Origin of the sequence: Pseudomonas sp. MS646 (assembly GCF_036693845.1) — a bacterium.
Taxonomy (GTDB): domain Bacteria; phylum Pseudomonadota; class Gammaproteobacteria; order Pseudomonadales; family Pseudomonadaceae; genus Aquipseudomonas; species Aquipseudomonas chlororaphis_E.
This window is the reverse complement of sequence record NZ_CP144763.1, coordinates 452,423-471,765: the sequence shown is the minus strand read 5'-3', so window position 1 is coordinate 471,765 and position 19,343 is coordinate 452,423. Positions and strand designations below refer to the sequence as shown.

Below are 19,343 nucleotides of genomic sequence, written 5' to 3'. Positions count from 1 at the left end.
ATTAACCTTTAAGCTGAGCCAGGGCGCGGTAGTCCGCTCCCAGCGTGGCCTGTAGAACCTCTTTCGGATAATCGTCGGTCACTACCGCTTCGCCCATGCGGCGCAGCAGCACCAGACGCAGACGACCGTCGATCACTTTCTTGTCGATTGCCATGTGTTCGAGGAAATCCGCCTCGGTCATTTCCTCGGGCGGGATCACCGGCAGCCCGGCACGCTGGAACAGGCGAATGCCGCGATCACGCTCCTGCTCGCTGATCCAGCCCAGCCGCGCGGACATCTCCAGGGCCATGACCGTCCCCGCCGCCACGGCCTCGCCATGCAGCCAGACACCATAGCCCATGTGGGTTTCGATGGCGTGGCCGAACGTATGACCCAGGTTGAGCGTGGCACGCACGCCCGACTCCCGTTCGTCGGCACCGACCACCGCAGCCTTGGCGGCGCAGGAGCGCTCGATGGCGTAGGTCAGGGCCGTCTGATCCAGGGCTCGCAGGCGGTCGACATTCTCTTCAAGCCAGCCCAGGAACGGCTCGTCGCAGATCAGCCCGTACTTGATGACTTCCGCCAACCCGGCGGACAGCTCGCGGGCCGACAGGGTGTTGAGGGTGGCCGTGTCGATCAGCACCACGTTGGGCTGATAGAACGCACCGACCATGTTCTTGCCCAGCGGATGGTTGATGCCGGTCTTGCCGCCCACCGAGGAGTCGACCTGGGACAGCAGCGTGGTAGGGATCTGGATGAAATCGACGCCGCGCTGGTAGCAGGCGGCGGCAAAGCCGGCCATGTCGCCGATCACACCGCCCCCCAGGGCCACGACCGTGGTGCGGCGGTCGTGCCGCGCGCTCAGCAGGCCATCGAAGATCAGTTGCAGGGTTTCCCAGTTCTTGAACGCTTCGCCGTCGGGCAGTACCACGGAAATGACCGAATAGGCCGACAAGGTGCGAGCCAGGCGTTCCAGGTACAGGGGGGCGACGGTTTCGTTGGAGATGATCGCCACTTGTCGCCCGGCGATATGCGGCGCCAGCAGTTCAGGCTGGTCCAGCAAACCTTCGCCAATGTGAATCGGGTAGCTGCGCTCGCCCAGGTCGACCTTAAGTGTCTGCATGTGTCCCCACAGTGAAGATGGAATCAGGCGTCCTGCCTGCAATTAACGAAAGTCCACGGTGATACGACGCCGCCCAATGGCCATACGCCACGCCCCAAGCGGGCCACGACGGGACGTCGAGGATAGCGCATTTCGCCAGGCGCATTAACGGGGAGGCAGTTGCTGCAAGCGCTCAAGGATGTCCAGCACCACCATCCGCGGCGGCCGTTCATCGGTTTCCACCACCAGGTCGGCGATCTCCCGGTACAGCGGATCACGCAACTCCAGCAGGTCGCGCAGGGTCTTGGCCGGATCGGCGGTGCGCAACAACGGCCGGTTTCGGTCGCGTGCCGTGCGACCGACCTGCTGTTCGACCGACGCGTGCAGGTAGACCACCCGTCCGCCGGCATGCAGCGCCCGACGATTGGCTTCGCGCATGACCGCGCCGCCACCGGTGGCCAGCACCACGCCCTCGAACGCGCACAGCTCGGCGATCATCGCCTGCTCACGGTCACGAAAGCCCGGTTCGCCTTCCTTGTCGAAGATCCATGGGATATTGGCGCCCGTGCGCAATTCAATTTCCTTGTCGGAATCTTTGAACGGCAGGCGCAGCTCTTTGGCCAGCAAACGGCCGATGGTGCTTTTTCCAGCCCCCATCGGCCCTACAAGAATCAAATTTCGCACAGAATCAACGACTCACAGCAATCGCCTGGTTGTTCATGATACGCGGAGTGAGGAACACCAGCAGCTCGGATTTTTTCTCCGAGACCACATCACGCCGGAAAAGGCGGCCAAGATACGGCACATCGCCAAGAAATGGCACCTTATCTACAACCTTGCTCTGAGTATTCGAGAAAACCCCGCCAATCACAATGGTCTCGCCGTCGTTGACCAGCACCTTGGCATTGACCTCGTTTTTCTTGATCGGCGGCACCTCCTGCACCTTGTTCAGGTAGTCGGGCTCATCCTTGGTGACCTTGACCTCCATGATGATGCGGTTGTCCGGCGTGATCTGCGGAGTGACTTCCAGCGATAGCGAGGCCTCCTTGAACGACACCGAGGTAGCACCACTGGAGCTGGCTTCCTGGTAGGGAATTTCCGTGCCCTTGAGGATCTTCGCCGTCTCCTTGTCGGAGGTCACGACCTTGGGCTGGGAAACGATTTCGCCGTTGCCGGTTTTCTCCATCGCCGTCAATTCCAGGTCCAGCAGGACGTTGTCGGTGATGAACGCAATGCCGATCCCCGAGGTGTTGCCTGACACACCCATGTCGACGAACGGCTGGTTGGTGCCCGTACTCCCCGGCGTGCCGATGGTCGTGGAAGTCCCGGACGTGACCCCGGAAGAGTTCCAGTTGCCCTGGTTCTGTATCGAACCGCCCCAGCGAACGCCCAGGTTCTTGTCGTAGTCGACGTTGGCCTCGACGATCCGGGCCTCGATCATTACCTGACGCACCGGGATATCCAACTGCGCGACGATCCGACGCAACTCGTCGAGCCGGTCCTGGGTCTGGTAGGCAATGATGTTGTTGGTGCGCTCATCGACCGTGATCGTGCCACGCTCATCGGCCTTGGCCTCGGCGCTGGTCACCGACTGGAACAGCTTGGCGATGTCCGCGGCCTTGGCATAGTTGACCTGCAGCAGCTCCCGGCGCAGCGGCGCCAGGTCGGCAATCTGCTTCTGGGATTCGAGCTCCTGGCGCTCACGCGCCGCAATCTCGTCGGCCGGCGCCACCAGCAGCACGTTGCCGACCTTGCGCTTGTCCAGGCCCTTGGTCTTGAGCACCAGGTCCAGCGCCTGGTCCCACGGCACATTCTGCAACCGCAGGGTGATGCCACCCTGCACCGTGTCGCTCGCCACCAGGTTCAGGTTGGTGAAATCGGCAATCAGTTGCAGGACCGAGCGCACCTCGATGTCCTGGAAGTTGAGGGAAAGCTTTTCACCACTGTAGGCAGCGCGATCGGCATTGCGCTTTTGCAAGTCCTCGACGGTCATGGGCCGAACGCTGACGGTGAGCTTGTTGTCGGTCTGGTAGGTCGAATAATCGAAGGTGCCACTGGGCTCGATGCTGATCGTCGCCCGGTCGGTGCCGGCACTGGCATTGACGAACTGCACCGGGGTGGCGAAATCCTTCACATCCAGGCGCACCCGCAGGGGTTCGGGCAGCTGCGTGCGGGCGAAATTGAGGATGATCTTGCCTTCACGCTCCTGGATATCCGGCGCGATGGCGGGGTCGGACAAGTCGATCACGACATTGCCCTCGCCCTGGGTGCCGCGCTGGAAGTCCACCCCGCGAATCGCCTTGCCCGCCGGCGCGCGGGCCTTCACCGGGGCCGCACTGGCCAGCGCCGGGCGCGGCGCCGCGGCGGCCGGCGCGGGGACTGTCGCAGGGGTTATCGCAGGAACCGCGCCCTTGCCCACCACCACGAACAGGTTGTTACCCTCGATGCGGGTGTTATACGGCGCCAACTGAGTCAGCCCTATGATCAGCCGGGTGCGATCCCCTGCTTCGACCACGGTGGCGCTGCGGGCATTGCCGCCGCCCAGGTCATGGCTCTTGCTCGCCAGTTGATTGGTGACGCCCGGCAGGTCCAGGGCGATCCGCGCCGGCTGTTCGGTGGTGTAGCCCCGCGGCGTCGGCGGCGGCCCGTCGAAGGAGAGTTTCAATTCGACGCGGTCGCCCGGCAGCGCCGCCACGTCCAGGGTCTTCAGGCCGGCCCCATGAACCATCGGTGATAAGAGCGCTATCCCTAGCGAAACACCAAAGGCTGAAAAAATCCTGTTCATTGTTGGGTTTCCACTAATGAGTGCTCTTTCAAGGGAATGGTCCGTGGTCGCTCCAGCCAGGCGCCCTCGCCATCGGGAACGATTTCGATCACATCGACCTCAGTGGCGGTAATGGCGACGATCCGTCCGTCGTTGCGCCCCAGGTAGTCACCAACCTTTAGCCGATGCACCCCGCTGGCGCCGCGCAGCAGCGCGAAGGAACCGCTGGCATTGGAGATCGTGCCGACCATTTCGAATTGCTCGATATTGAAGCCTTCCAGGTACTGCTTGACCCGGTTGGGATCGGGCCGGACGTTGCGCGAGCCCTGCTGGCGGCCCGCCTGGTCCACCCGGATCTGTCGGGAAAACGGGCTGCGCAGGTTGGCGGCGCTGTAGGTGAAGGTTTGCGCAGGCTTGAACGTCGGCGTCGGCTCGATCTTTCCGGGCGGACGCAGGCGCACTTCGTTCATGTAGGCATCCAGGTCGCTGAAACCGTCGTCGTTGTTGCAGCCCGTCAATGCCAGCAGGCCCGCCAGCAGGCAAACGCGAGACGCCGTGCTCATGGCTGCGCCTCCTGCTCGTTATAGCGGTAGGTCTTGGCCTGGATGCTCATGCGCAGCTTGGCGCCCGCCTCGGGCTCCATGGGCGCGATCTCGAAATCGTGCAGCGTGACGATCCGGGGCAACCCGGCCACGCCGCTGACGAACGTCGCCAGGTCATGGTAGCCGCCGGTGACGGTGATCTGGATCGGCAACTCGATGTAGAACGGCTGGGTGACTTCCGGCAGCAGCTTGATTTCCTCGAACTCCAGACCGCTGCCCATGCCGGTGCGAGTGATGTCTTCCAGCAGGCCCGGCACTTCGGTGTCGCTGGGCAACTGTCGCAACAGCACGCCGAAAGACGCTTCCATCTGCTTCATCTGCTCGGTGTAACGCTCAAGGTTCGCCGCCATGTGGGCCTTGCCCGCGAATTGTTCCTTGAGGGTGTTTTCTTCCTCGCGCACCTGCTGCAGCTGGTTCTCCAGGTCACTCAAGGCAAAGTTGTAGCCCAACCCCAGCACCATGGCCACCAGCAGGATGCCCGCCAGCCATTTGATCGGTGCCGGCCAGGAACCGACGTTATTGGTGTCGAGCTCGCGCAAATCGACCTTGCGCAGGGCCTCCAGCCATTCCCCCGGCTTCATTGGGCGTCCTCCGCATCGACTGGACGGGTCTGGCGGACCGTCAGCTGGAAAACGTTGGCCTGGTCAAGCTGACCGGCCGTGGTGGCCTTGACCTCGGTCAGGCTGGGGGTATCGAACAGGTCCGATGAATCGAGGTTGCGCATCAGGTCCGAGACCCGGTTGTTGGACTCGGCGGCCCCCTTGATGGAAAGCGTGCCGTCTTCCATCTTCACTTCGGTGAAGTAAACCCCGTCCGGCAGCGTCCTGGTCAATTGGTCGAAGATGCGCCCGCTGACGGGCCGGTTGCCTTGCAGGTCCTGGATGATGCGCATGCGTTCCAGCAACTGCTGGCGACGGGCCTTGAGGTCGCCGATCTGTTTGATGCGCTCGTCCAGCACGGCGATCTGTTCCGAAAGATGGGTGTTGCGGGCCACCTGATGGTCGATGGCGCTGTCGATGTATTGCACGGCAATCAGCGTCACGCCGACCGCGCCGACCAGCGCACCGACCAACGCCAGCAGGAAACGCTTGCGCCGTTCCTCGCGCAGTTCCTCGCGCCAGGGAAGGAGGTTGATCCGCGCCATCAGTCGAAACTCCTGAGGGCCAGCCCGCACGCGATCATGAGTGCCGGCGCGTCACTGGCCAGCGCACCGGCATTGACCTTGCTGCTCAGGGCCATGTTGGTGAACGGGTTGGCCACCTGGGTCGGCGTGCCCAGGCGCTGTTCGATCAGTCGGTCCAGACCGGTGACCGAGGCCGTGCCGCCGGCCAGCAGGATATGGTCCACCGCGTTGTACTGGCCCGAGGCGAAGAAAAACTGCAAGGAACGCGACACCTGCTGCACCAGCGCCTCGCGAAAGGGTTGCAGCACCTCGCCGACATAATCGTCGGGCAGGCCGCCCTGCTTCTTCGCCAGGCCGGCTTGCTCGGGCGTCAGGCCATAGCGGCGCTGGATTTCCTCGGTGAGCTGGCGGCCACCGAACAATTGTTCGCGGGTATAGATGATGCGCCCGTTGTGCAGGACGCTCAGGGTGGTCATGGTCGCGCCGATGTCGACCACCGCCACGGTCAGGCGCTCCTGGGAGGCAGCCAGTTGCGTGGCGAGCAGGCCGAACGAACGCTCCAGCGCATAGGCCTCCACGTCCACCACCCGGGCCGTCAGCCCGGCCAGCGCCAGCGCGGCCTCGCGGACCTCGACGTTTTCCTTGCGACAGGCCGCCAGCAGCACTTCGACCCGCTCGTCACTGCGCGGCGACACGCCCTGGACCTCGAAGTCGATGGCCACTTCATCCAGCGGATAGGGAATGTATTGGTCGGCCTCGATCTTGAGCTGGTTTTCCATGTCGTCGTCGGACAGGCCGGCGTCCATCTCGATGGTCTTGGTGATCACCGCCGACCCCGCCACGGCCACCGCCACGCTGCGCACGGGCGTCCTGGCCTTGACCAGAACCCGTGACAACGCCAGGCCTACGCCTTCGAGTTCGGCGATGTTCTTCTCGACCACGGCATTGGCCGGCAGCGGTTCCACCGCGTAGGACTCGACGCGGTAGCGCTCGCCCTGGCGGCTCAACTCCAGCAGCTTCACCGACGTTGAACTGATGTCGATCCCCAGAAGTGCATGGGTTTTTTTATTGAAGAGTCGTAGCACTACCAATTCCCTATGACTATCCGTGAGTTACGGACTCTCTAATATGCGTTGCGTTCAATCACTCCGGTCCGACGGACGTCCGGATGGCATTCCTGGCGAAAAAAAATGCTTATAATGCCCAGCGTTTTTTTCGCTTTGTTGCAAGCACGGGGCCTTCCCTGCACCTGGCGCCTTTTTCATTCTTTGCCTGGATATCCAAAAGCCTTGATTCGTCTGCTGAAATTTTTCGGATGGTCCATCATCGCCGTTTTCTGCGGACTGCTCCTGGGTCTGAGCGGTGCGTTTCTTTACCTTAGTCCGGGTTTGCCGTCCGTGGAGGCTCTGAGAAGTATTCAGTTGCAGATTCCCCTGCGGGTCTACAGCAGCGACAACAAGTTGATCGCCGAATTTGGCGAAATGCGCCGCACACCGATCCGTTTCGCCGACATTCCCCCCAATTTCATCAATGCGTTACTAAGTGCTGAAGACGACAATTTCGCCAACCACTACGGCGTCGATCCCGGCAGCCTGATGCGCGCAGCCAGCCAACTGGTCAAGAGCGGACACATCCAGTCCGGCGGCAGCACCATCACCATGCAGGTGGCCAAGAACTTCTTCCTGACCAGCGAGCGCAGCTTCTCGCGCAAGACCACCGAGATCCTCCTGGCCTTGCAGATCGAGCGGCAGTTGACCAAGGACGAGATCCTCGAGCTGTATGTGAACAAGATCTACCTGGGTAACCGCGCCTACGGCATCGAGGCGGCGGCGCAGGTGTACTACGGCAAGTCGATCCGCGATGTGAGCCTGGCGCAGATGGCGATGATCGCCGGCCTGCCCAAGGCCCCGTCGCGCTTCAACCCACTGGCCAACCCGGCACGCAGCAAGGAGCGGCGCGACTGGATCCTGGGGCGCATGTACAAGCTCGGCAAGATCAGCGAAAGCGACTACACCGCCGCGATCAACGAGCCCTTGAACGCCAGCTATCACGTGCCGACCCCCGAGGTGAACGCGCCCTACATCGCCGAGATGGCCCGTGCCGAAATGGTCGGCCGCTATGGCAGCGACGCCTATACCGAAGGCTTCCGCGTCACCACCACGGTGCCCAGCAACTTGCAGGAAATGGCCAACACCGCCCTGCACGAAGGCCTGATGACCTACGATCAGCGCCACGGCTACCGCGGCCCGGAATCGCGCTTGCCCGGCAAGACCCAGGAAGCCTGGGCCCTGGAGCTGACCAAGCAACGCACCATCAGCGGCCTGGAGCCGGCCATCGTCACCTCGGTGGACAAGGACGGGCTCAAAGTCCTGACCCGCAACGGCGAGCAGCAAGAGCATGTCGGCTGGGACAGCATGAAATGGGCCCGGCCGTTCCTGAACACCAACAGCATGGGCGCCAACCCTCGCCAGCCGTCGGACGTGGCCCAGGTCGGCGACCTGATCCGGGTGCAGCGCCAGGCGGACAATACCCTCAAGTTCAGCCAGATCCCGGCCGCCCAGGGCGCGCTGGTGTCCCTCGACCCACAGGACGGTGCCATCCGTTCGCTGGTGGGGGGCTTCGCGTTCGAGCAGAGCAATTACAACCGCGCATTGCAGGCCAAGCGCCAGCCGGGTTCGAGCTTCAAGCCGTTCGTCTACAGCGCTGCCCTGGATAACGGCTACACCGCCGCCAGCCTGGTGAACGATGCGCCGATCGTGTTCGTCGACGAGTACCTGGACAAGGTCTGGCGGCCGAAGAACGACACCAACACGTTCCTCGGGCCGATCCGCCTGCGCGAAGCGCTGTACAAGTCGCGCAACCTGGTGTCGATCCGCTTGCTGCAAGCGCTCGGCGTGGACCGCACCATCGACTACATCAGCAAGTTCGGCTTCAACAAGCAGGACCTGCCACGCAACCTGTCCCTGGCCCTGGGCACCGCGACCCTGACCCCGATGGAAATCGCCACGGGCTGGAGCACCTTCGCCAACGGCGGGTACAAGATCACGCCGTACATCATCGACAAGATCGAGAGCCGCAACGGCGAGACGCTGTTCGTGGCTAACCCGCCACGCGTGCCCACGGGCGAGCAGGCCAGTGATGGACTGGCCGCTCCGTCCACCGAGACGTTCACGGTCAACGCCCTGCCGGGCGAAGCCACGACCGCCCCAGGGGTGCCGCAAGCACCGGCCGTCGCCGAGCGCATCGTCGACGGACGCACCACCTACATCCTCAACAGCATGCTGCAGGACGTGATTAAGCTCGGCACTGGCCGTCGCGCCTTGGCCTTGGGGCGTACCGACCTGGCGGGCAAGACCGGCACCACCAACGAGTCCAAGGACGCCTGGTTCTCCGGCTACAACGCCGATTACGTGACCACCGTCTGGACTGGTTTCGACCAGCCGGAAAGCCTCGGTCGCCGCGAGTTCGGCGGCACCGTGGCGTTGCCGATCTGGATGAGCTACATGGGCGCCGCCCTGAAGGACAAGCCGCCCCACACCCAACCGGAACCCGAAGGCATCCTCAGCCTGCGCGTCGACCCGGTCAGCGGCCGTGCCGCCACCCCGGGCACCCCGGGGGCCTACTTCGAGCTGTTCAAGAGCGAAGACATCCCGCCGTCGGTCAACGAACTGGGCAATGGCGTTGCACCGGGCAGCCCGCTGCCGGCGGACGAAGCGGCGCCTATCGATCTGTTCTAGGAAAGCAGCGGCGAGCCGCAAGCTTCAAGTAAAGCCAAAGCAAGCACGGTAGGCTTCGCCTCTACTTGCAGCTTGAAGCTTGCCGCTCGAAGCTCATAAAAAAACCTGGCCGAGGCCAGGTTTTTTTATGAGCGACTGCTGTTAACCGTTGAACACGTCATCCACGCTCTTGAGCGGGTAGTTCTTCGGATACGGCAGGGTCGCCACGCCCGTCTCGATCGCAGCCTTGGCCACGGCGTCGGAGATCAGGGTAATCAGGCGAGCATCCATAGGTTTCGGAATGATGTACTCACGACCGAATTCCAGCTTGATGCCGCCGTAGGCGTCGCACACTTCCTGAGGTACGGGCAGCTTGGCCAGTTCGCGCAGGGCGTTGGCCGCCGCGACTTTCATCTCTTCGTTGATGCGCTTGGCGCGAACGTCCAGGGCACCGCGGAAAATGAACGGGAAGCCCAATACGTTGTTGACCTGGTTTGGGTAGTCCGAACGGCCGGTGGCCATGATTACGTCGCTACGAGTCGCGTGGGCCAGCTCCGGGGAGATTTCCGGATCCGGGTTGGAGCAGGCGAACACGATCGGGTTCGGCGCCATGCGCAGCAGGTTTTCCGGGCTCAGCAGGTTAGGACCGGACAGACCGACGAAAACGTCGGCACCGTCCAGCGCTTCAGCCAGGGTGCGCTTGTCGGTGGCGTGGGCGAACACGGCCTTGTACTGGTTCAGGTCGTCGCGGCCGGAGTGGATCACGCCGGTACGGTCGACCATGAAGATGTTTTCGATCTTCGCGCCCATGCTCACCAGCAACTTCATGCAGGAGATGGCGGCAGCGCCAGCGCCCAGGCAGACGATCTTGGCTTCCGGCAGGGTCTTGCCGGCGATTTCCAGGGCATTGATCATGCCGGCCGCGGTCACGATGGCGGTGCCGTGCTGGTCGTCGTGGAACACCGGAATGTCGCACTGTTCGATCAGGGTGCGTTCGATCTCAAAGCACTCAGGCGCCTTGATGTCTTCCAGGTTGATGCCGCCGAAGGTGATGGAGATGCGCTTGACGGTGTCGATGAAGGCTTGCGGGCTCTCGGAGTCGACTTCGATGTCGAACACGTCGATACCGGCGAAGCGCTTGAACAGCACGCCCTTGCCTTCCATGACCGGCTTGGAAGCCAGTGGCCCCAGGTCACCCAGGCCGAGAATCGCGGTGCCATCGGAAATGACTGCAACCAGGTTGCCCTTGCCGGTGTACTTGTAGGCCAGTTCAGGGTCGCGGGCAATTTCGCGCACTGGTTCGGCTACGCCGGGGCTGTAGGCCAGCGACAGGTCGCGGGCAGTAGCGGTGGCCTTGGTGAGCTCGACACTCAGCTTCCCTGGACGAGGATTAGCGTGATATTCGAGAGCGGCAGTTTTCAGATCAGACATGTGGGCATTCCGCTTTTTACTGTGTTGGACAGACGGACCGCCGAGGATACGCGCCTCGCAAAGTCCCTACAAGACTGACCGGTCACCCCTGTCAAGCGCCCTGCCCTACGACTTTGGGCCAAGAGCCGCGAAACATAAGGGCTAGCTGCATACAATCAGCGCGAAAAATGTCTACAATTTTTATTCGGTCGTCACGTTCAGCATGGCCGGGTCGGTCAGCGGCAGCATCCAACGGGCTTGTCCGGGCTCGCGCCCGCCCCGTCGTGAACGGTCGACCACCCAGCCCCGCGCCTCGACCTGCCGGCCCTTGAGCCGTTCAAGGCTCGCCGTGTCGAATTGCCCCAGCAGATTGGGCGCAACGCGCAGCACAACCGAATCCTGCAATTCGATCCAAATCCCGCCGCGATTGCGCCTGACATCACTCACCCGTCCGCTCAGTACGGCGAAGCCCGGCGCCTGGATTTGCTGCGGCTTGAGCACCGGCGAGCGCTTCCACAGACCAAGTCCTGCCTCACGCGCCTGGCGTTCGGCCGCACGCTGACAGGCCACAAGGTCCACATTCGGCGCCACCGCCACGTAGAACCCCAAGCCTTCGGCGAGCAACTGCGCTTCAAGGTTCTGGCCATCGGCCCCGTAGACATGGGCCAGGGTACGGCCGTAGCGGTCCTTGCCTTCCTTGCCGGGCTGCAAGGCCACGCGCCCATCGCTGGCGGCCACCAGGGCTTCGAGCCGACGCCGGGCCGCCACGGCAAAGGGCTCGTCGGAACGCCCCTGCCGCCCCAGCTCGGGGCTGTTGAGGCCGATCATGCGTACATGGCGGCCATCGCTCAGGCGCAGGGTGTCGCCGTCCACCACGCGCTGGACCGTCGCCTGGGCAAGGCCCGCCGGTGCCGGACAGAACGCCTGGGCTTGCCCCAGCCAAATCGCGGACACAAAAAAGGCGCCCGCAAGGGACGCCTTTTTCATCAGTCTGGAGCCGTCGAGACGAACCTCCAAAATGATCAGCCTCAGGCCTTTTTGGTAGCGCCGAAAGCGCCGAAACGATCGGCGAACTTCTGAACGCGGCCGCCGGTATCCAGAGTCTTTTGCTTACCGGTGTAGAACGGGTGGCATTCGTTGCAAACGTCGATCGCCAGGGCTTTGCCGTAGGTCGAACGGGTTTCGAACTTGTTGCCGCAGCTGCAAGTCACGGCAATTTCTGGGTATTCCGGATGGATATCGGTTTTCATGGTGTTTCCTCAGGCTAGCGTGCCGCCACCCAACACTATTGTTGAATACCGCACGTAATTAGGCCGCGGATTCTACCAGACATCGCCAATCACGCAAGCTATGCCTTGTACCAACCGTCTGCTAGGCTCCCGGCCTCATGCACGATACCAATGTGGGAGCGGGCTTGCCCGCGAAGGCGGTGAATCAGTTTGCGGTAATGCCGACTGTGCCACCGCTTTCGCGGGCAAGCCCGCTCCCACAGGAATTGCGCCCAGCCTTTTGAACATGCCTGTCATTGAGATCCCCGCGTGCCCAACGCCATTCTGCGCCTTGCCCTGCCTTCGCCCCTGCGCCGCCTGTTCGACTACCGCGCTCCGGCCGGGGTCCCGCGCGCCCAGTTGCAGCCGGGCATGCGCCTGCGGGTGCCGTTCGGCCGACGGGAGATGATCGGGATCCTGGTGGAGGTCACCGACCACAGCGAAGTACCGGCCGACAAGCTCAAGCCGGCCCTGGCGCTGCTCGACGCCACGCCGCCGCTGCCGGCCTCGCTGTTCAAGCTGTGCCTGTGGACTGCCCAGTATTACCAGCACAGCCTCGGCGATACCTTGAGCTGGGCATTGCCGGTGCTGTTGCGCCAGGGTGAGCCGGCCGAGGCGCGCCAGGAGCGGTTCTGGTCGGTGGCGCCGGGCGCGAGCCTGGACGATCCACGCATCGCCCGCGCGCCGCGCCAGCGCGAGGCCTTGGCGACCCTGGCCCAGCACCCCCACGGCGTGGCGCATCAATTGCTGAGCAAACTGATGCTCAGCAAGGACAGCCTCGACCTGTTGCTGGCCAAGGACCTGGTCCAGGTAGACGTTCGCCGGCATGCCCCGGGCCTGCGCCATGAGCACTGGCTAGCCCAGCCGGAACTGCCGCTCAACACCGAGCAACGGGCCGCTTGCGAGGCGATCCGCGCAGGCTTCGACAGCTACCATGCCTTTCTCCTGGCGGGCGTCACCGGCAGCGGCAAGACCGAGGTCTATCTGCAACTGATCCGCCAGGCCCTTGAAGCCGGCAAGCAGGCCCTGGTGCTGATTCCGGAAATCAATCTCGGCCCGCAAACCCTGGCGCGCTTCGAGCAACGCTTCAACGCCCGGATCGCCCTGGTGCACTCGGCGGTCAATGACCGCGAACGCCTGGACGCGTGGCTCGCCGCCCGGGATGGCGAGGCCGACATCATCATCGGCACCCGCTCGGCCCTGTTCACGCCGATGAAAAACCCCGGCCTGATCATCATCGACGAAGAACACGACGGCTCCTATAAACAGCAGGAAGGCCTGCGCTACCACGCCCGCGACCTGGCGCTGGTACGCGCCCGCCAGGAAAACATCCCGATTGTCCTCGGTTCCGCGACGCCGTCCCTGGAAAGCCTGCACAACGCCTACACCGGCCGCTACGGCCTGCTGCGCCTGAACGAACGGGCCGGCGGCGCCAAACAGCCGCGTTTCCTGCGCCTGGACGTGAAAAGCCGTCCGCTGGACAGCGGTATTTCCGGCCCCATGCAGCAAGCCATCGGCCAGACGCTTGCCGCCGGCCAGCAGGTTTTGGTGTTCCTCAACCGCCGCGGGTTCGCCCCGACGCTGCTGTGCCACGACTGCGGCTGGATGTCCGGCTGTGAGCGCTGCGACGCGCGAATGACCGTGCACCAGCGCTCTGGCGAACTGCGTTGTCATCATTGCGGCCACTGCGAACGGGTGCCCCGGCATTGTCCGCAGTGCGGCCGGGTGGACTTGCGTCCGGTGGGCGCCGGCACCGAACGCGCCGAGGAACGCCTGGGCATCCTGTTTCCCGATTACCCGGTACTGCGGGTGGATCGCGACAGCACGTCGCGCAAGGACGCGATGAATCAATTGTTCGCCACGATCCAGAAGGGCCAGCCGTGCATTTTGGTAGGCACGCAGATGCTTGCCAAAGGCCACCACTTTCCACGGGTGACCCTGGTGTCGATCCTCGATGCCGATGGCGGGCTGTTCTCCGGTGATTTTCGCGCCAGCGAGCGCATGGCACAGTTGATTGTCCAGGTCGCCGGGCGCGCCGGGCGGGCGGAAGAGCCAGGCAAGGTCATCATCCAGACGCACCTGGCGGACCATCCGCTGCTGATCCAACTGACCGAACAAGGCTACTTCGCCTTCGCTGAACAAGCCTTGAGCGAACGGCGCAGTGCCGGCCTGCCGCCGTTCGCCCACCTCGCGCTGTTGCGCGCCGAAGCCCACAAGCCCGGGCAGGCCGAAGGCTTCCTCGACGAAGCCTGCAGCGAGGCGGAGCACCTGCTGGCGCAGCAGAATCTCACCGGGATCGAACTATTGGGCCCGGTGCCCGCTCCGATGGAACGGCGGGCCGGGCGCTACCGGGCCCAGCTCCTTTTGCAGGCCAACGCCCGGGCGCCGCTGCACCGCCTGTTGAGTGCCTGGTTGCTGGCGCTGGAGCAGATGCCGAGTGGGCGCGCGGTGCGCTGGTCGCTGGATGTGGACCCGGTGGATCTGTATTGAATAGACCACAAGCCTGCCCCTGTGGGAGCGAGCTTGCTCGCGATTGCGACGGTACACTCGACACTAGCGTCACTGACCCACCGCTATCGCGAGCAAGCTCGCTCCCACAGGAGATCGCATAACATCCAGGCCAGCAAGAATAGTCATCACATGGCCCCAACCGACCCGCTACAGTTGGCAAGCTCGCCTGGGCCACGGATAATGCCCAGTTTTTCCACCTGCGCCTCGAAGCGCCGCCGCGCCTGCGGTTGATAGAGAAGACCATGAAAGACACCATTCGCCAGCTCATCCAGCAAGCCATCGCCCGACTCGTCACTGAAGGTGTGTTGCCAGAAGGCCTGTCGCCGGCGATTCAGGTCGAAAACACCCGCGACAAGACCCATGGCGATTTCGCCAGCAACATCGCGATGATGCTGGCCAAGCCGGCCGGCATGAAACCGCGGGACCTGGCGGAGAAAATCATCGCCGCACTGCCGGCCGATGAAAACGTCAGCAAGGCCGACATTGCCGGCCCCGGCTTCATCAACTTCTTCCAGAACACCCAGGCCCTGGCCTCGCGCCTGGACGCCGCCCTGGCCGACGAACGCATCGGCGTGCGCAAGGCCGGCCCGCTGCAGCGCACCGTGGTCGACCTGTCGGCCCCCAACCTCGCCAAGGAAATGCACGTCGGCCACCTGCGCTCGACCATCATTGGCGACGGCGTGGCCCGGGTCCTGGAGTTTCTCGGCGACACGGTGATCCGCCAGAACCACGTCGGCGACTGGGGCACCCAGTTCGGCATGCTGATGGCCTACCTGCAGGAAAACCCCATCACCAGCGATGAGCTGTCGGACTTGGAAAACTTCTACCGCGCCGCCAAGCAACGCTTCGATGAGTCGCCGGAATTCGCCGACCGCGCCCGTGGCCTGGTGGTCAAATTGCAGGCCGGCGATGCCGAGTGCCTGGCGCTGTGGACCCGGTTCAAGGACATTTCCCTGTCCCACTGTCAGAAAATCTACGAACTGCTGAACGTCAAACTGACCATGGCCGACGTGATGGGCGAAAGCGCCTACAACGATGACCTGATCAACGTGGTCAACGACCTGCGGGCCAAGGGCATGCTGGTGGAAAGCAACGGCGCCCAGTGCGTGTTCCTCGACCAGTTCAAGACCGCCGACGGCGAACCGCTGCCGGTGATCATCGTCAAGGCCGACGGCGGCTATCTCTACGCCACCACTGACCTCGCCGCCGTGCGCTATCGCAACCGCGTGCTCGAGGCCGATCGGGTCCTGTACTTCGTCGACCAACGCCAGGCACTGCACTTCCAGCAGGTGTTCGAAGTGGCGCGCCAGGCCGGCTTCGTGACCCGCCCGATGGAGATGGAGCACATGGGCTTCGGCACCATGAACGGCGCCGACGGCCGCCCATTCAAGACCCGCGATGGCGGCACGGTGAAGCTGATCGACCTGCTGACCGAAGCCCAGGACCGTGCCTACACACTGGTCAAGGGCAAGAACCCGGACCTGGCCGAAGACGAGCTGCGCAAGATCGCCAAGGTCGTGGGCATCGATGCGGTGAAATACGCCGACCTGTCCAAGCACCGCACCAGCGACTACAGCTTCAACTTCGACCTGATGCTCAACTTCGAAGGCAACACTGCGCCGTACCTGCTGTACGCCTATACCCGCGTGGCCGGCGTGTTCCGCAAACTGGGCAAACGCTTCGAGGAAGTGGACGGTCGGATCGTGCTTGAAGCCGCCCACGAACAGGAACTGGCAGCGAAACTGGCGCAGTTCGGCGAAGTGTTGAACAACGTCGCCGACAAGGGCACGCCCCACACCCTGTGCGCCTACCTGTACGATGTGGCCGGGTTGTTCTCCAGCTTCTACGAGAACTGCCCGATCCTCAGCGCACAGACCCCGGAGCAAATGCAGAGCCGCCTGCGCCTCGCCGCGCTGACCGGGCGTACGCTCAAGCAAGGCCTGGAATTGCTGGGCCTGGAAACCCTGGAGCGCATGTAAGTTGGCCGCCAAGAAAAAACCTGCACCCAAACGCGGCGCCAGTCGTTACCAGCCTCCTGCCAAGAAGCCGATTCCAGGCTGGTTGTGGATGGCCATCGGCCTGAGCGTCGGCGCGTTCATTGTGTTCCTGATGAAGCTGGAGCCGGGCCAGGGCGATGACGTCAAGCGCGTCCGCCAGGAGCAGCAGAAAGCCACGCGCATCGCCGAGGCCAACAAGACCCCGCCGAGCCCGACGCAACCGGTGAAGCCGAAATACGACTTCTACACCTTGCTGCCGGAATCGGAAGTCATCGTGCCGCCCGACGCCGTGCCGGAAAAAACCCTGCCGACGCCGCAAGTGCCGACTACGCCGGTGACCCCGGCCGAAGCGGCAAAGATCGACACCGCGCGCGCCCAGGCGGCACTGGCCGGTATCACGCCACCGCCGGCCCCACCCGTTCAGAAAGCCGCGCCGGTGACCAAGTTCTTCCTGCAGGCCGGCTCGTTCCGCAAGGAAGCCGACGCCGACAAGGTCCGGGCGCAGATCATCCTGCTGGGCCAGTCCGTGTCGGTGGAATCGGGGACCGTGAAGGACGAGACCTGGTACCGGGTACTGGTAGGCCCGTACAGCAACCGGGAAGAACTGACCAAGGCTCAGAAGCAACTGGCTGGCAGCGGGTTTAGCAACCTGTTGTTACAACAACGCCAGAGCCGCTGAACCAGGCGACACCAACCTCTGTGGCGAGGGGATTTATCCCCGCTGGGCTGCGCAGCAGCCCCAAAGCTTGAAGCAATTAGCCTGACCCTCCGATGACAAGCTTTGGGGCCGCTGCGCGGCCCAACGGGGATAAATCCCCTCGCCACAGGAGCGCTGAGCATCCACCGCACCACTCGTCCATTGCCTCACCCCGCAGTTGAAAAACCCCACCTCACCCCCATATGAGTTCCATCCGGGCATTTTCGCCCCGCTGCGTGGAGACTCTTCCCTTGACCACCATCGTTTCAGTCCGCCGTCATGGCAAAGTCGTCATGGGCGGCGACGGCCAGGTTTCACTGGGCAACACCGTGATGAAAGGCAACGCGAAGAAAGTCCGCCGCCTCTATCACGGCCAGGTCATCGCCGGCTTCGCCGGGGCCACCGCCGACGCCTTCACCCTGTTCGAACGTTTCGAAGGCCAGCTTGAAAAGCACCAGGGCCACCTGATCCGCGCCGCCGTGGAACTGGCCAAGGAATGGCGCACCGACCGTTCCCTGAGCCGCCTCGAAGCCATGCTCGCGGTCGCCAACAAGGACGCCTCGCTGATCATCACCGGCAACGGCGACGTCGTTGAGCCCGAGGACGGCCTGATCGCCATGGGTTCCGGCGGTGCCTACGCCCAGGCAGCGGCCAGCGCCCTGTTGAAAAAAACCGACCTATCGGCGCGCGAAATCGTCGAGACTGCCTTGGGCATTGCCGGCGACATCTGTGTCTTCACCAACCACACCCAAACCATTGAGGAGCAGGATCTCGCGGAATAAGCCTGTCCCGGCCCCGTGCCACGGCTCATTTCTGCTTGAGGACCGCCAATTACTATGTCCATGACTCCCCGCGAAATCGTCCACGAACTCAACCGCCATATCATCGGCCAGGACGATGCCAAGCGCGCCGTCGCCATCGCCCTGCGCAACCGCTGGCGCCGCATGCAGCTGCCTGAAGAGCTGCGTGTCGAAGTGACGCCCAAGAACATCCTGATGATCGGCCCGACCGGCGTCGGTAAAACCGAAATCGCCCGCCGCCTGGCCAAACTTGCCAATGCGCCGTTCATCAAGGTCGAGGCGACCAAGTTCACCGAAGTCGGCTATGTCGGCCGCGATGTCGAATCGATCATCCGCGACCTGGCCGACGCCGCGATCAAGCTTTTGCGCGAACAGGAAATCACCAAGGTCCGCCACCGCGCCGAAGACGCCGCCGAAGAGCGCATCCTCGATGCCCTGCTGCCGCCGGCGCGCATGGGTTTCAACGCCGACTCCGCCGCGACCCAGGATTCCAATACCCGCCAACTGTTCCGCAAGCGCCTGCGTGAGGGCCAGTTGGACGACAAGGAAATCGAGATCGAAGTGGCCGAAATGGTCGGCGTCGACATTTCCGCGCCGCCGGGCATGGAAGAGATGACCAACCAGTTGCAGAGCCTGTTCGCCAACATGGGCAAGGGCAAGAAGAAAAGCCGCAAGCTCAAGGTCAAGGAAGCGCTCAAGCTGGTGCGCGAGGAAGAGGCCAGCCGCCTGGTCAACGAAGAAGAGTTGAAGGCCAAGGCCCTGGAGGCCGTCGAGCAGCACGGTATCGTGTTCATCGACGAGATCGACAAGGTGGCCAAGCGCGGCAACGTCGGCGGCGCCGATGTGTCCCGCGAAGGTGTGCAGCGCGACCTGCTGCCGCTGATCGAGGGCTGCACGGTCAACACCAAGCTGGGCATGGTCAAGACCGACCACATCCTGTTCATTGCCTCCGGTGCGTTCCACCTGAGCAAGCCAAGCGACTTGGTGCCTGAACTGCAAGGCCGCCTGCCGATTCGTGTCGAGCTCAAGGCGCTGTCGCCGGAAGACTTCGAACGCATCCTCAGCGAGCCCCATGCGTCCCTGACGGAACAGTATTGCGCGCTGCTCAAGACCGAAGGCCTGAACATCGAGTTCACGCCCGAAGGCATCAAGCGCCTGGCGCAGATTGCCTGGCAGGTCAACGAGAAGACCGAGAACATCGGTGCCCGTCGCCTGCACACCCTGCTCGAACGCTTGCTCGAGGAAGTGTCGTTCAGCGCCGGCGACCTGGCCAGCACCCACGACGAAGCGCCGATCCTGATCGATGCCGAGTACGTCAACAGCCACCTGGGCGAACTGGCGCAGAACGAAGACCTGTCGCGGTATATCCTCTAG

General features: G+C 63.4%; 16 protein-coding genes. 6 read left to right on the top strand and 10 right to left on the bottom strand.

The window, feature by feature from the left end:
* Position 1: 1 nt before the first annotated feature.
* The 7 genes from aroB to V3H56_RS02000 all read right to left on the bottom strand — a co-directional run bounded on the left by aroB (position 2) and on the right by V3H56_RS02000 (position 6,655).
* Positions 2 to 1,102: a 3-dehydroquinate synthase gene (aroB, locus tag V3H56_RS02030; protein ID WP_042731984.1), complete on the bottom strand. Its 1,101-nt coding sequence runs from the start codon at positions 1,100 to 1,102 to the stop codon at positions 2 to 4.
* Positions 1,103 to 1,246: 144 nt separating this feature from the next.
* Positions 1,247 to 1,765, bottom strand: a complete 519-nt coding sequence (aroK, locus tag V3H56_RS02025; RefSeq protein WP_042731985.1) for a shikimate kinase AroK — start codon at positions 1,763 to 1,765, stop codon at positions 1,247 to 1,249.
* A gap of 4 nt (positions 1,766 to 1,769) precedes the next feature.
* Positions 1,770 to 3,866: a type IV pilus secretin PilQ gene (pilQ, locus tag V3H56_RS02020; protein WP_123579406.1), complete on the bottom strand. Its 2,097-nt coding sequence runs from the start codon at positions 3,864 to 3,866 to the stop codon at positions 1,770 to 1,772.
* Complete coding sequence (locus tag V3H56_RS02015; RefSeq protein ID WP_047736133.1) at positions 3,863 to 4,408, bottom strand: pilus assembly protein PilP; 546 nt, start codon at positions 4,406 to 4,408, stop codon at positions 3,863 to 3,865. The genes pilQ and V3H56_RS02015 overlap by 4 nt, the downstream gene beginning before the upstream one ends.
* The gene (pilO, locus tag V3H56_RS02010; protein WP_338474161.1) at positions 4,405 to 5,028 is read right to left on the bottom strand and encodes a type 4a pilus biogenesis protein PilO; all 624 of its coding nucleotides are present in this window, start codon (positions 5,026 to 5,028) and stop codon (positions 4,405 to 4,407) included. Before pilO ends, V3H56_RS02015 begins: the two co-directional genes overlap by 4 nt.
* A complete protein-coding gene (locus tag V3H56_RS02005) occupies positions 5,025 to 5,591 on the bottom strand; it encodes a PilN domain-containing protein (protein WP_042731989.1) in 567 nt (188 codons plus the stop codon). The genes pilO and V3H56_RS02005 overlap by 4 nt, the downstream gene beginning before the upstream one ends.
* Complete coding sequence (locus V3H56_RS02000; protein WP_123579405.1) at positions 5,591 to 6,655, bottom strand: pilus assembly protein PilM; 1,065 nt, start codon at positions 6,653 to 6,655, stop codon at positions 5,591 to 5,593. Before V3H56_RS02000 ends, V3H56_RS02005 begins: the two co-directional genes overlap by 1 nt.
* Before the next feature lie 204 nt (positions 6,656 to 6,859).
* On the opposite strand from V3H56_RS02000, the gene V3H56_RS01995 reads away from it, so the two are divergent.
* Positions 6,860 to 9,307 (top strand): penicillin-binding protein 1A, encoded by a 2,448-nt coding sequence (locus tag V3H56_RS01995; RefSeq protein ID WP_042731495.1) that lies wholly within the window; start codon positions 6,860 to 6,862, stop codon positions 9,305 to 9,307.
* 141 nt (positions 9,308 to 9,448) lie between these two features.
* Here the strand turns inward: V3H56_RS01995 and V3H56_RS01990 are convergent, their stop codons facing one another.
* From V3H56_RS01990 to rpmE, 3 genes are all read right to left on the bottom strand, one after another.
* Positions 9,449 to 10,717: a malic enzyme-like NAD(P)-binding protein gene (locus V3H56_RS01990; protein WP_042731496.1), complete on the bottom strand. Its 1,269-nt coding sequence runs from the start codon at positions 10,715 to 10,717 to the stop codon at positions 9,449 to 9,451.
* 180 nt (positions 10,718 to 10,897) lie between these two features.
* Positions 10,898 to 11,683 (bottom strand): thermonuclease family protein, encoded by a 786-nt coding sequence (locus V3H56_RS01985; protein WP_047736136.1) that lies wholly within the window; start codon positions 11,681 to 11,683, stop codon positions 10,898 to 10,900.
* A gap of 41 nt (positions 11,684 to 11,724) precedes the next feature.
* Entirely contained in the window at positions 11,725 to 11,946 is a 222-nt protein-coding gene (gene rpmE, locus V3H56_RS01980; RefSeq protein ID WP_042731498.1) for a 50S ribosomal protein L31, read from the bottom strand.
* A 288-nt stretch (positions 11,947 to 12,234) separates the two neighbouring features.
* Here rpmE and V3H56_RS01975 point away from each other — a divergent pair, with 288 nt between their 5' ends.
* The 5 genes from V3H56_RS01975 (at position 12,235) to hslU (ending at position 19,343) form a co-directional block, all read left to right on the top strand.
* On the top strand, positions 12,235 to 14,454 hold the full coding sequence (locus V3H56_RS01975) for a primosomal protein N' (protein WP_042731499.1): 2,220 nt from the start codon (positions 12,235 to 12,237) through the stop codon (positions 14,452 to 14,454).
* A gap of 263 nt (positions 14,455 to 14,717) precedes the next feature.
* Entirely contained in the window at positions 14,718 to 16,454 is a 1,737-nt protein-coding gene (gene argS, locus V3H56_RS01970; protein ID WP_042731500.1) for an arginine--tRNA ligase, read from the top strand.
* A gap of 1 nt (position 16,455) precedes the next feature.
* Complete coding sequence (locus V3H56_RS01965; protein ID WP_042731501.1) at positions 16,456 to 17,151, top strand: SPOR domain-containing protein; 696 nt, start codon at positions 16,456 to 16,458, stop codon at positions 17,149 to 17,151.
* Between the two features lie 269 nt (positions 17,152 to 17,420).
* A complete protein-coding gene (hslV, locus tag V3H56_RS01960) occupies positions 17,421 to 17,951 on the top strand; it encodes an ATP-dependent protease subunit HslV (protein ID WP_007968352.1) in 531 nt (176 codons plus the stop codon).
* 54 nt (positions 17,952 to 18,005) lie between these two features.
* Positions 18,006 to 19,343, top strand: a complete 1,338-nt coding sequence (gene hslU, locus V3H56_RS01955) for an ATP-dependent protease ATPase subunit HslU (RefSeq protein WP_047736137.1) — start codon at positions 18,006 to 18,008, stop codon at positions 19,341 to 19,343.